The organism is Microcella alkaliphila (assembly GCF_004216855.1).
Lineage (GTDB): Bacteria > Actinomycetota > Actinomycetes > Actinomycetales > Microbacteriaceae > Microcella > Microcella alkaliphila.
In genome coordinates this window covers 97137-109786 of the sequence record NZ_SGXT01000019.1, presented here as the reverse complement: position 1 = coordinate 109786, position 12650 = coordinate 97137, and the positions used below count along the sequence as shown (strand labels likewise).

Below are 12650 nucleotides of genomic sequence, written 5' to 3'. Positions count from 1 at the left end.
ACGCATTCGGGTTGCGTCACTCACTCGATAATGAGGGGCCGGAGATGGGTACTCCGGCCCCTCAATCTTTTCCCGGGCGCAGCGCCCGCCGTCGGCAGCCGAGACATCGGCCACGTGCCGGAGCCTTCACGCCGGCTTCGGAATCTCCATCCAGAGGTCGACCTCGTCGTCGTCACCCTCTTCGTCGTCGCTACCCAACTCGCTCGCGCTCGAATCCCCCGCGGGGGTCAACCCGACCACGGTGATGGCCGTCGCCGAGTCGGCGGGAGCCGTACGGGCGATGATGCGCATCGCCTGCGTCTGCGCGATCGCCTCAGCCAACTCGGTGAGAGCGCCATCCATGCTCGCCTCGTCGACATCGTCCAGGCCTCCCTCGTCGAAGAGCGTCACGACGGCGCCGCGGCGGCGAGCATCCAGCACCGCCTGGCGAACGCTGTCGTTCAAAAGGCGGCGACCGCGAATCTCATCACGGATGCCCGCCTCCAGGTACTGGCATTCGCGACGCTCCTCGTCGGTGAGGTCGCCCTGGCGCTCGGCAATGAGTTGCAGCATCGGCAGGGCCCGGTCCGTCGTGGTGCTGAGGCGCACCTGCCGCTCCGTGAGGTGAGCATCTTGAGCCGCCTGCCAGTTGGTGGCCTCGCGCTCCGCCTCGGCAAATTGCAGGGCATCACGGCTTGCGGAGGCGAGCGCGCGCGACAGGATGTGCGAGATGGCGACCCACACCACGCTGCCGATCACGCCGATGCCGATCACGGCGCCAAAACCGCCCCACACGATCGTGTGGATCACCAGAGTGGCGATGCCCGCCCACGCGAACAGGTGACGGCGACGCGTCGAGGTGATCGTCATGAGCGTGCCCACCGCGGCGACGTACCAGGTGGCGTACCCGAGCCCACCCGGCCGTTCAAGATCGAGCACGGGCGCGATCAGCAACGGAAGCGCTGCGCACACCAGCACGTTGATGGCGGCCAGCCACGTCGGCATGCGCTCCGGTTGACCGGGCGACAGGCTGACGGCCGTCGCCGCCACGTAAAGCACCATGGCGGCGAGAACCGGCAGGGGGTTCGACGGCACGTCGATCGTGTACAGGCCGAGGATGACGTGGTAGCCCGAGAACACCGCCGCGAGCGACACGATGAGGGATCGAGGGACGCCGATTCTCATGCGTCGCCCCCGTCGCCGGCCGCCGCGCCGGAGTCGCCCGCGTCGGGATCGAATGGCACAGGGCGCGTCGCCGCGGGCCAGCGCAGCGTGACCGTCGTGCCCTGCCCGGGGGTGCTCACCACCTCGGCCTCGCCGCCCCCGCTCGCGGTGCGCTCGACGATTGAGCGACGCACGCCGAGTCGCTCCTGCGGCACGGCGGCCGCGTCGAACCCGGCCCCCGCGTCGCCGACGACGATCTCGATATGGCCGGCTCGCGCACCGGTGATATGCAACCAGCGCTTTACCTCGGGGCCGCCAGCGTGCTGGGTGCTGTTAACCATGGCCTGAACTGCGGCGGAGTAGATCGACTGCGCGGTTCCCGCGGGAATGACCCGAGCATCCACGCTGCGCAGCCGAACCGAGAACGTGACCGGCATGCTGCGCGCCGCCTCGCCGATGCGATCGGCCAGCTGGCGGAAGCGCACGGTCGAGCCGTCGTCAGGGGTCACGAGCGCGGCATCCTCGAGGTGGCGCATCGCATCGGCCGCCATGCGCCCGGCGAGCTTTTGCTCGCGCGCGCCAGACGCTCGTGCGGCCGTCAAAAGGGTCGTCAAGACGCTGTCGTGCACGATCGCATCCACCTGCACGCGCTCGACCTCGGTCGCGTGCTGGCGGACCGCGCGCGAATAGCGGCTGAGCGCGGTCTGCTGAGCGGAGTCGACGGTGGAGGCGGCCACCCGCAGCATCGTCACGATGACAAGCACGGCGGCGCCCAAAATGATGGCGTAGACCGCGTTCAAGAAGCCCAGCTCAACCGGGCCGGTGCCGCCCTGCGGGAACGCCCGAATGACGCCGTACATGAGCGGGACGACGACGAGGTAGATGGTCGCCGTGCGGGTGCGGAACCCGATCGCGGCGGCCGCGGTCGCCACCGTCGTGAGCTGATACAGCCAGTGGTCACCGGCCTGCACCTGCTCGGCGTCGGAAACGAACATCGGCCAGGTCACGAGCGCCGCGATGTAGACGAACGCGACGACGCGTGCCGCGCCGACCACGAAGCGCTTCGCGATGGCGCAGAGAAGTGAGAACACGAGCGAGGCGTAGACGAGCGGAATCGCCGTGGCCGCCCACGCCGGGTCGGCGTAGGCGTACTGCTCGAGCACGGCCGGGATCGCCTGCGCGCCGAACACGATGCCGAAGCCGGCGACCGCGCGCGACAAGATCGTGTCGACCCGGCGGCGGCTGAGCGGCGCGAGCGGCGCCTTCATGTCGGGCAGGGACCGTGGCGCCTGGACGATGGCCCTCGTGAGCCCGGATGGACGATCCGGGTTAGTCGGTGTCGTCGTCATCCGTGTCGAGCCCGGGCAGGATTCCGTCTTCGACCGCGCGACGCAGCAGGTCGACCTTGGTCGGCGCGGGGCGCCCCACCTCGACATACTTCTGACGGATGCGGTCGAGATACTCGCGTGCGGTCGCGTAGCCGATACCGAGCTGCTGCGCGGCGAGCTTCAGCGGCAGGCCGCTCGCGTACAGGTGCAGGATCTCGCGCTCACGGCGACCGAGCTGCGCCTTCGCGAAGTCGCGGTCAGCGTCGATGGCGCTCGCCCACTCGAGGTTGTTCAGCACCTCGCCGCGGGCGACCGTCTCGGCCGCCTGAATCACCGTGCGGGTACTCGACGCCTTCGGGATCACGCCCGCAGCGCCAGCGGCGAGCGCCTCGCGCACGAGCGCGACACGGTCGGCAATCGAGTGCACGAGCACCGCGGCACCGAGGGTCTGCACGTCTTTGACGTTCTCGGTGACGCTCGACCCGTCGCCGAGGCTCAGGTCGAGCACCACGACGTCGACCTCGCGCCCGGCCAGACCCTCCTGCAGCTCGGCCACCGTCGCGGCGGCGAGCACGAACTCGAAGCCGGCGTTCGTGAAGGCGGCCTGCAAGCCCAGACGCACCGATTCGTGGTCGTCAACGACCGCGACTCGATGCTGCCTATCGTGCGAACCGGCCACGCGAATTACCTGACTGTCGAAGATCCTGAACCGCGCGTCTGGAGTCGTGCGTACCCGGCGCGGTCGTTCGGGTCCGACGCCGCCATGGTAGCGGGGAGGTGCGTGTGCCCGCGTCAGGCGCGCACGAGCGTGGCGACCGCCTCCAGGTGATGCGTGTGCGGAAACAGGTCGAACGCCTCCAGCCGCGCGAGCGCGTAGCCGTGCCCGGCCGCGAGCGCCACATCGCGCGCGAGCGCCACGGGGTCGCACGCGACGTACACCAGCTGGGCGGGGGCGAGGCGACCGAGAGCATCCATGACATCGCGGCCGGCGCCCGAGCGCGGCGGGTCGAGCACGACCGTCGCGGCGCGCAGCCGGGCGCGGTCCGACGCCGATGCGCTCTGCTCGAGCGAGCGCAGCCAGCGGTCGACGCGCCCCGTCTCGGCCTGCGCCCCCAGCCACTCGGCGAGGTTCTCGGCGGCGTGGTCGGTCGCGCGCGCATCGGCCTCGACGGTCGTGATCACCGTGTCGGGGCCGGCGGCGTCGGCGAACGCGGCGGCGAGCAGCCCCACCCCTCCGTAGAGGTCAAGGTTCAGAGCCCTCGGGTCGACCAGGTCGGGCACGATTGCCCGCTGCACTGCCCGCGTCAGCGCCGCCGGCGCCTCACGGTGCACCTGCCAGAACCCCGAATCGTCGAGCCGAAACTCGCGCTCGCCCACCCGCTCACGAATCAGTGACGGCGCCTGCTCGCCCACGATCAGCCGAGGCTCGCCCACCGTCGGCGCGAGCACGTCCACGGTCGGGACACCCGAAAATGTCTCCCCGAAGGGGGTCGCGGACTGCACCGCCGGCGACGCGAGCGGAACCTCGTCGACGGGCACGACGCGGTGCGAGCGCGCCGCCATCGGGCCGAGCGCGCCGTCGGGCGCCACGTGCATCCGAATGCGGGTGCGCCAGCCCAGCCCGTTCGCCGCGTCGTCACCCGGCAGCGACTGCACCGTAACCCCGGCGGCGGGATGCTCGGAGCCGGCCTCGACATCCGCCTGCGCCATGCGCGCCAACGCCTCCACGAGCACCCGGCGCTTCAGCTCGCGCTGGTGCGCGAGCGCGATGTGGCCGAACTCGGCACCGCCCGCCCGCTCGGCCGGGTCGCGCTCCACGCTCGCCGCCTGCCACACGTGCGGGCGCCGGTGCTCGCTCGGCTGCAGCGCCTCGACCGTGTCGGCGCGCCAAAAACTCTTCTTGCGCGTGTCGGTCAGCCGCGCCCGCACCACCTCGCCCGGAATCGCGTCCGCGACGAACACGACGCGGCCCTCGTGCCGGGCGACCGCCACGCCGCCGTGCGCGATGCGGTCGACCGGCAGCTCGATCTCAGTGCCCGGGGACGTCATGCGAGCCAGCCTACGGGCGGGGCAACGCGCCTACGATCGGAGCGTGCGCCTCTACCTCGCCTCCACCTCGCCCGCCCGGCTCGCCACCCTGCGGAACGTCGGCATCGAACCCATCGCCATCGCCCCCGGCGTCGACGAGGAAGCAGCCGTCGCCACCCGCGAAGCAGAACTCGGGCACCCGCTCGCCGCCGCCGACATGGTGCAGCTACTCGCGCGGGCCAAAGCCGAAGCGATCATCGGCGCCAAACCCGGAGGCGAAGAGCTCGACGGGTTCATCCTCGGCGGAGACAGCGCCTTCGAACTCGACGGCGCCATCTACGGCAAGCCGCACCGGCCCGAGGTCGCCTTCGAACGCTGGCAGGTGCAGCACGGGCGTAGCGGAATCCTGCACTCCGGACACTGGGTCATCGACCACCGCGGCGGCCAGGTGCGGGCGGCCGTCGGGCGACCCTCCAGCGCCGTCGTGCACTTCGCCACCGACATCGAAGACGCCGAAATCGAGGCGTACATCGCCACTGGCGAACCGCTGAACGTCGCCGGAGCCTTCACCATCGACTCCAAAGGCGCCCCCTTCATCGACCGCATCGAGGGCGACCCGCACACCGTCGTCGGGCTCAGCGTGCCGCTCCTGCGCGTGCTCGTGCACGAGCTCGGCGGGCGGTTCACCGACCTCTGGAACCGGTAGCGGGCATCCCGGTCGCGTTGTCGGCTCGCGCAACGCACCGCGCCCCCTTTTGTGGATGCGCGCCAACCGCCGGGTGGGGCGGCGGGCCTAGGGTAGAGAACCATGGCCCGAATTACGAAGGTGCTCATCGCCAACCGCGGTGAGATCGCCGTCCGCGTCATCCGCGCAGCCCGTGACTCAGGAATCGGCACAGTCGCCGTCTACGCCGACCAAGACCGCGACGCCCGCCACGTCGTGCTCGCCGACGAGGCGTACGCGCTCGGCGGCACCACCAGTGCTGAGACGTACCTCGTCATCGACAAGCTGCTGTCGGTCGCGCGCCGCGCCGGCGCCGACGCCGTGCACCCCGGCTACGGCTTCCTCGCCGAAAACGCCGACTTCGCCCGCGCCGTCATCGACGCCGGCCTCACCTGGATCGGCCCCTCCCCCGAGGCCATCGACGCGCTTGGCGACAAGGTGCGCGCCCGGCACATCGCCGAAAAAGTCGGCGCCCCGCTCGCCCCCGGAACCCTCAACCCGGTCGCCTCGGCTGACGAGGTGCTTGAGTTCGTCGACCAGCACGGCCTGCCCGTCGCCATCAAGGCCGCCTACGGCGGCGGCGGCCGCGGCCTCAAAGTCGCACGCACCCGCGAGGAAGTGCCCGAACTGTTCGAGTCGGCCACCCGCGAGGCGATCGCCGCCTTCGGCCGCGGCGAATGCTTCGTCGAGAAGTACCTCGACAAGCCGCGCCACGTCGAAACCCAGTGCCTCGCCGACGCGCACGGCACCGTCGTCGTCATCTCCACCCGCGACTGCTCGCTGCAGCGCCGCCACCAGAAGCTCGTCGAGGAGGCGCCGGCACCGTTCCTGACTGCTGAACAGACCGCGTTGCTGTACGACGCGTCGAAGGCGATCCTCCGCGAGGCTCAGTATGTCGGCGCTGGCACCTGCGAGTTCCTCATCGGGGCCGACGGAACCGTCTCATTCCTCGAGGTGAATACGCGACTGCAAGTTGAGCATCCCGTCTCGGAAGAGGTCACCGGCATCGACCTGGTGCGCGAGCAATTCCGCATCGCCGAGGGCGAGGCGATCGGCTACGGAGACCCCGAAGCGCACGGGCACTCGATCGAGTTCCGCATCAACGGCGAAGACCCCGGGCTGGGCTTCATGCCGATGCCCGGCCCCGTGCACGCGCTGCGGTTCCCCGGCGGCCCCGGCGTGCGCGTCGACTCGGGCGTCACCACCGGCGACGTCATCTCGGGCGCATTCGACTCGCTGCTCGCGAAGCTCATCGTCACCGGCAAAACCCGTGAGGATGCTCTCGAGCGCTCGCGACGCGCCCTCGCCGAATTTGAAGTGGCCGGCCTCCCCACCGTCCTGCCCTTCCACCGCGCCGTCGTCGACGACCCCGCGTTCGCGCCGTCGAACGGCGAGCCGTTCAGCGTCTACACCCGCTGGATCGAAACCGAGTTCGCGGGCGAGCTCGAACCCTGGAGCGGCACCCTCACTGGCGCCGAAGTCACCGGGCCCGCAGCGCGCTCGACCGTCGTCGTCGAAGTCAACGGCAAGCGCATGGAGGTGTCGCTGCCCGAGTCGCTCGTCGGCGTCGGCGGGGGCGGCTCCGGTGTCGGAGGCTCGAGCGCTGGCGGCGCCGCAGCCGGGCAGGCCCCGGCACCGCGGCGACGCGGCGGCGGCGCGGCCGCCACCGGCGGGTCGGGCGACAGCGTGTCGAGCCCCATGCAGGCCACCGTCGTGAAGCTCGCCGTCGCCGAGGGTGACACGGTGGTCGCGGGTGACCTCGTCGTCGTGCTCGAAGCCATGAAGATGGAGCAGCCGATGACCGCCCACAAGGACGGTGTCGTGGCGTCGATCGGCGCGTCGGTCGGCGAGACCGTGGCCGCGGGCCACGTCCTGCTCACGATCGCCGACGCGTAGCCGCGCGTTCCCGCTTTCGCGGCCCCTCGCATACCCGGCCGCGGCGCCCCACAGCCACAAGATGCGGCAGTTTGAGCGCAATGCGGCACAACAAACTGCCGCATCTCGCCCAGAGTGCAGCTCCTCCGCAAGATGGCTACGGGAATACGAAGCCAGCAGCACGTAGTCGCCGCTCCAGGCGCGTCGGTGAGGCCGCAACACCCCAGTCGACCCGAGTCATTCCCCGCACCTGCGCACGGATTTCGTCCTCCCGGCGCTTCTCTTCGTACACGACCTCGCTGGCTGAGCGGCCCGCCATGTAGAGAGGATCGGTGTACTTGCCCTTGCCGTCGAACTCGAGCACAAAGTCCTGATCGGGCCAGTAGAGATCGACGTAGTACACGCGACCAGAGTCACCAACGAACCGCACCTGGGGCTCTGCTGGCGGAATACCCAATAGGTGAAGAGTTGCGCGAAGCAGCGACTCCCCTGCGCTGGCTGACCTCGGATCACCCATGCTGACGACTCGCAGCGCACGAGTCCTTCCCGCGTTCAGCGCGCGTGCCTGCGCCGTCTCGACGAGAAGCTCACGGGCGAGGGGCGGCCTTGCCCACGAGGCCTCCCGTTGCCCACGAAGAGCCGCGTCAACTGCGATGAGCCCGTTAGCAAGGCTCTCTGTCGACGCCACGTCGGTGACGGTGCGTGCGAGGGATGTGACCGGAAGCCCGTCCACCTCTGCGCCCGGGTCGGGCTGGGCCGATACGTGGCGAACAACGATGCCGTTACGGCGCCCCTGGCCTCTCGCCGGCCGAACCGTATGGACAGTTGCGGGCCACGGCTCGAACGACGGTAGACGCCAGAGCGCCGCTGCGCTGCGATGACAAATGAGCTCGTCGGATGCCAGGCGCCCCGTCGCCGCAGCGTGCACAATTGCCCTGTACCGCGCATCCTCATCGAGGCTTGCCCACACGTGCGAGGGAAGGTACGCCCCGCGTGCGACCCGAACCAGGCGCCCGCGAGCAACTTCGCGCGAGATGAGGCGTCGATGGCCCTCGTCTGTCACCGCCATGGCCCGCACGAGCCCACTCGGATCGGCGTACTGCCTGAGGATCTCCATCGTCGGATGATGCGGCACAGCGGCCGCACGACGATCCGTCGCGTGTGAACCGGGGAGATGGACCGACGAGCACCGGCTGTGGACGAGTGGCTCCCGCCAGACCGTGCTGCAGTTTGGGCGCTGTGCGGCAGAACAAACTGTCGCACCACGCCCGAACTGGCGCACCGCCCACAGACGAGGGCGCGGGGGTCGGAGAAGGGACGGCGCGGCCCGCGGGGCCGGCGCACGGCGCGCGGGCGGGCGCGGCGGGCGGGGGCCGGAGGCGCCCGCCTACTCGCGGCGCACGTGCATGGCGCGGGCGGCGTCCGTGATGCCGCCCGACAGCGACGGGTAGACGCTCATCGCCGAGGCGAGCTGGTCGACGGTGAGGCGGTGCTCGACGGCGAGCGCGATGGGCAGGATCAGTTCGGATGCTCGGGGCGCGACGACGACTCCGCCGATGACGGTGCCCGAGGTGCGGGAGGCGAAGAGCTTGATGAAGCCCTCCTTGATGCCCTGCATTTTGGCGCGCGGGTTCGACGACAGGGGCAGCTTGTAGACGGTGCCGCGCGCGACCCCGGTTTCGACGTCGAGCTGCGAGAAGCCGACGGTCGCGATCTCGGGGTGGGTGAAGATGTTCGAGGTGATGTTGCGCTTCTCGATCGGGTCGACCGCGTCACCCATCGCGTGGAACACCGCCGTGCGCCCCTGCATCGACGCGACGGAGGCGAGCGGCAGGTAGTCGCTGCAGTCGCCGACCGCGTAGATCGACGGGATGGAGGTGCGCGCGACCCGGTTGACACGGATGTGCCGCGACTCGGTGAGCTGCACGCCCGCCTCTTCGAGGCCGATTCCGGCCGTGTTGGGCACGGCGCCGACGGCCATGAGGCAGTGCGACCCCTCGATGACCCGCCCATCCGACAGGGTGACGCGTACTCCGTCGCCGACGTTCTCGACCGTGGATGCTCGCGAGGCTGACAGCACGTCGATCCCGTTCGAGCGAAACACCTTTTCGATGAGCGACGCGGCGTCGACGTCCTCTCCGGGCAGCACCTGGTCGCGCGACGACACAAGGGTGACGCGCGCCCCGAGCGAGCGGTAGGCGGAGGCGAATTCGGCGCCGGTGACGCCTGAGCCGACGACGATGAGGTGCTCGGGCACGTCGTCGAGGCCGTACAGCTGCTTCCACGTCAGCACGCGTTCGCCGTCGGGCTGGGCGCTCGGCAGTTCGCGCGGCGAGGCGCCGACGGCGACGATGATGGTGTCGGCCTCGCACTCATCGAAGTCGACGCGCTTCGTGCCGTGCCCCGTCGAGACGACGACGCGGTTCGGGCCGTCAAGCCGTGCATCCCCGTTGAGGATGCGCACGCCCGCCTTCTCAAGCTGCTCGTGCATGTCTTGCGACTGTTGGGCGGCGAGCCGCAGCAGCCGCTGGTTGATGGCGGTGAGGTTGACGGCGATTTCGGGCTTGACGGCACGGCCGGCTTCGGTGCGTGAGTAGAACTGCACGCCCACCTCGGCGGCCTCGGTGATGGCCTCGGCCGCTTCAGCGGTGGCGATAAGGGTCTTCGATGGCACAACGTCGGTGAGCACGGCCGACCCGCCCACCCCGCTGCGCTCGATGAGGGTTACCTCGGCGCCGAGCTGCGCGCCGGCGAGCGCCGCCTCGTAGCCGCCGGGTCCTCCGCCGAGGATCACGATCTGGTGTTTGCGTTCGAATTGGGTCGCCACCCGCCCATTCTTTCACCCGGCAGGGATGCCCGGGGCTGGCCCCGCGCGCACGCTGCGGCGGGCCGGCGGCGCGCGACCGCACGGCCGCCGCATGCGCGCAGATGAGCGTGAGCCCGCGCATCCGCGCGACTCTACGATGGTGTCCATGTCCCACGCGCAGAACCCGCTCGACGACCCGACCGCCGACCCCTTCGCCATCGCGCGCGAGGCGGCGGCCCAGCTGGCCGAGGCCACGGGCGTCGACCGCCACGACATCGCGTTGACGCTCGGCTCGGGGTGGGCGAAGGCGGCCGACCTGATTGGTGAGACGACGCACACGATCCCCGCGCCCGAGATCGTGGGGTTCTCGAAGCCGGCGCTCGAGGGCCACGTGGGCACCCTGCGCTCCGTGCTGCTGCCAAACGGCAAGCGCGCGCTCGTGATCGGCGCCCGCACCCACTACTACGAGGGCCACGGCGTGCGCCGGGTCGTGCACTCGGTGCGCACGGCGGCCGCCGCGGGCGCGACGACGATGGTGCTGACGAACGGCGCCGGCGGCATCAAGCCCGAGTGGCAGCCCGGCACGCCCGTGCTCATCAGCGACCACATCAACCTGACCGCCGACAGCCCGCTCGAGGGCGCGACGTTCATCGACCTCACCGACCTGTACTCGGCACGCCTGCGCGAGCTCGCCCGCACGATCGACCCAACGCTCGACGACGGCGTGTACGTGCAAAACCGCGGGCCGCACTACGAGACGCCCGCCGAGGTGCAGATGGCGAAGGCCATCGGCGGCCACATCGTCGGCATGTCGACGGCGCTCGAGGCGATCGCTGCCCGCCAAGCCGGCATGGAAATCCTCGGCCTTTCGCTCATCACAAACCTCGCCGCGGGCATCAGCCCCGAACCGCTCAGCCACCAGGAGGTCATCGACGCCGGCCGCGAGGCCGAGCCGGTGATCAGCGCCCTGCTGGCGAAGATCGTCGCCGCGATCTAGGCAACCACCCGCCCGCGACGCGCATCCCGAACCACGGAAGGAGACGCCCCGATGACGCACCTCGACTCCGCGAAGGCCTGGCGCGAGCAAGACCCCGACCCGGTCACGCGCGCCGAATTGGATGCTCTCATCACCGCCGCAGAAGACGGTGACGTCGCCGCCACTGCCGAGCTCGCCGACCGCTTCGACACGCGCCTCGCCTTCGGCACGGCGGGCCTGCGCGGCGAACTCGGAGCGGGGTCGAACCGCATGAACCGCGTGCTGGTGTCGCAGGCCGCCGCGGGCTTCGCGCGGTTCCTGCTGGGCCGCGAGTCGCACCCGAGCGTGGTGATCGGCTACGACGGGCGCGTGAACTCCGACGTGTTCGCGCGCGACACCGCTGAGATCATGGCGGGGGCCGGGGTGCGCGCGATCCTCCTGCCGCGGCTTCTGCCGACGCCGCTGCTGGCGTTCGCCGTGCGCCACCTCGGCGTGAGCGCCGGTGTCATGGTGACGGCGAGCCACAACCCGCCGCGCGACAACGGCTACAAGGTGTACCTCGGCGGTGCCGACCAGGGGTCGCAGATCGTCGCGCCGGTCGACGGCGAGATTCACGCCGCGATCCTCGAGGTCGCGAACTCGACGACGGTCGACCTGATCCCCCGCTCGACCCACTACGAGACGGCTGACGACGACATCGTCGAGGCCTACGTCGTCGCGACGGCGGCGATCGCGGTCGATCCGTCCGCGCCGGGCGCGACCCCGCGCATCCCGGTGCCGTTCACGTACACGGCGATGCACGGCGTCGGCTACGAGACGAGCGCCAAGGTGTTCGCGCGCGCCGGCTTCGCCGAGCCCACCGTGGTGGTCGAACAGCGCGACCCCGACGGGGCTTTCCCGACGGTGGCGTTCCCGAACCCGGAGGAGCCGGGCGCCATGGACCTCGCCGAGGCGACCGCCAGCGCCGCCGGCTCGCAACTGATCATCGCGCACGACCCCGACGCCGACCGGCTCGCCGTGGCGATTCCCGACGCGACGTCGGCGTCGGGCTGGCGCAGGCTGACGGGCAACGAGGTGGGCACGCTGCTCGGCTGGCGCGCCGCCGAGCGCGAAGTCGCCCGCGGCGGCACGGGAACGCTCGCGGCGTCGATCGTGTCGAGCCCCGCGCTCGCGGCCATCGCCGACCACTTCGGTCTGCCGTACCGCGACACGCTCACCGGCTTCAAGTGGGTGAGCCGCGTCGAGAACCTCGCCTTCGGCTACGAGGAGGCCCTCGGCTACCTCGTGAACCCGCAGTCGATCCGCGACAAAGACGGCATCTCGGCCTCGACCGAGTTCCTCGCGATGGCGGGCGAGCTCGCCGCGGAGGGGCGCACGGTCGCTGACCGACTGCGGGAGGCCGACGAGGTGTTCGGCGCCTTCGCCTCCAGCCAGGTCTCGGTGCGCGTCACCGAGCTGGCCGCGATCGGTCGCATCATGGCCCGCATTCGGGATGCTCGCCCCACCGCGATCGGCGGAATCCCCGTCACGCAGAGCGACGACTTCGCGAACGGCTTCGGCGACTTCGGGCCGAGCGACATCCTGCGGTTCTGGATGGACGGCGGATCGCGCGTCATCGTGCGCCCGAGCGGCACCGAGCCGAAGGTGAAGGTGTACATCGACGCGGTGTCGCACGACGGCACGGCCGAGCAGCGCCGCGCCGCCGCGGAGGCGACGGTGGCCGCGCTGACCGCCGGCGCGCGGGAGCTGCTCGCCGAGTAGCGCGCCGCA

At 70.8% G+C, this 12650-nt stretch carries 10 protein-coding genes; 4 read left to right on the top strand and 6 right to left on the bottom strand.

The features are described 5' to 3' along the window. Positions 1–126: 126 nt before the first annotated feature. The 4 genes from EV140_RS12805 to EV140_RS12790 form a co-directional block, all read right to left on the bottom strand. Positions 127–1164 (bottom strand): hypothetical protein, encoded by a 1038-nt coding sequence (locus EV140_RS12805; RefSeq protein WP_130284533.1) that lies wholly within the window; start codon positions 1162–1164, stop codon positions 127–129. After that, on the bottom strand, positions 1161–2411 hold the full coding sequence (locus tag EV140_RS12800) for a sensor histidine kinase (RefSeq protein ID WP_198674449.1): 1251 nt from the start codon (positions 2409–2411) through the stop codon (positions 1161–1163). The genes EV140_RS12805 and EV140_RS12800 overlap by 4 nt, the downstream gene beginning before the upstream one ends. A 61-nt stretch (positions 2412–2472) precedes the next feature. Beyond that, positions 2473–3150: a response regulator transcription factor gene (locus tag EV140_RS12795; RefSeq protein WP_231923939.1), complete on the bottom strand. Its 678-nt coding sequence runs from the start codon at positions 3148–3150 to the stop codon at positions 2473–2475. 113 nt (positions 3151–3263) lie between these two features. Then, positions 3264–4520, bottom strand: coding sequence for a class I SAM-dependent RNA methyltransferase (locus tag EV140_RS12790; protein ID WP_130284531.1), 1257 nt, complete (start codon positions 4518–4520; stop codon positions 3264–3266). Positions 4521–4563: 43 nt separating this feature from the next. Between EV140_RS12790 and EV140_RS12785 the strand changes: the two genes are divergently transcribed. Together EV140_RS12785 and EV140_RS12780 are read left to right on the top strand one after the other, a co-directional pair. Then, a complete protein-coding gene (locus EV140_RS12785; RefSeq protein ID WP_241971449.1) occupies positions 4564–5205 on the top strand; it encodes a Maf family protein in 642 nt (213 codons plus the stop codon). Between the two features lie 102 nt (positions 5206–5307). Then, entirely contained in the window at positions 5308–7119 is a 1812-nt protein-coding gene (locus EV140_RS12780) for an acetyl/propionyl/methylcrotonyl-CoA carboxylase subunit alpha (protein WP_130284527.1), read from the top strand. 136 nt (positions 7120–7255) lie between these two features. Here the strand turns inward: EV140_RS12780 and EV140_RS12775 are convergent, their stop codons facing one another. Together EV140_RS12775 and EV140_RS12770 are read right to left on the bottom strand one after the other, a co-directional pair. Next, on the bottom strand, positions 7256–7501 hold the full coding sequence (locus EV140_RS12775) for a hypothetical protein (protein ID WP_130284525.1): 246 nt from the start codon (positions 7499–7501) through the stop codon (positions 7256–7258). 984 nt (positions 7502–8485) lie between these two features. Continuing rightward, positions 8486–9925, bottom strand: a complete 1440-nt coding sequence (locus EV140_RS12770; protein ID WP_130284523.1) for an NAD(P)H-quinone dehydrogenase — start codon at positions 9923–9925, stop codon at positions 8486–8488. 145 nt (positions 9926–10070) lie between these two features. On the opposite strand from EV140_RS12770, the gene EV140_RS12765 reads away from it, so the two are divergent. Together EV140_RS12765 and EV140_RS12760 are read left to right on the top strand one after the other, a co-directional pair. Continuing rightward, a complete protein-coding gene (locus EV140_RS12765) occupies positions 10071–10901 on the top strand; it encodes a purine-nucleoside phosphorylase (RefSeq protein ID WP_130284521.1) in 831 nt (276 codons plus the stop codon). A 51-nt stretch (positions 10902–10952) separates the two neighbouring features. Then, the gene (locus tag EV140_RS12760) at positions 10953–12641 is read left to right on the top strand and encodes a phospho-sugar mutase (protein WP_130284519.1); all 1689 of its coding nucleotides are present in this window, start codon (positions 10953–10955) and stop codon (positions 12639–12641) included. Positions 12642–12650 lie beyond the last annotated feature (9 nt).

What these genes read in the sequence shown, in the direction of transcription:
- EV140_RS12805 (WP_130284533.1), bottom strand. Translation starts at nt 1,164, where the DNA reads ATGAGAATCGGCGTCCCTCGATCCCTCATCGTGTCGCTCGCGGCGGTG.
- EV140_RS12800 (WP_198674449.1), bottom strand. Translation starts at nt 2,411, where the DNA reads ATGAAGGCGCCGCTCGCGCCGCTCAGCCGCCGCCGGGTCGACACGATC.
- EV140_RS12790 (WP_130284531.1), bottom strand. Translation starts at nt 4,520, where the DNA reads ATGACGTCCCCGGGCACTGAGATCGAGCTGCCGGTCGACCGCATCGCG.
- EV140_RS12780 (WP_130284527.1), top strand. Translation starts at nt 5,308, where the DNA reads ATGGCCCGAATTACGAAGGTGCTCATCGCCAACCGCGGTGAGATCGCC.
- EV140_RS12765 (WP_130284521.1), top strand. Translation starts at nt 10,071, where the DNA reads ATGTCCCACGCGCAGAACCCGCTCGACGACCCGACCGCCGACCCCTTC.
- EV140_RS12760 (WP_130284519.1), top strand. Translation starts at nt 10,953, where the DNA reads ATGACGCACCTCGACTCCGCGAAGGCCTGGCGCGAGCAAGACCCCGAC.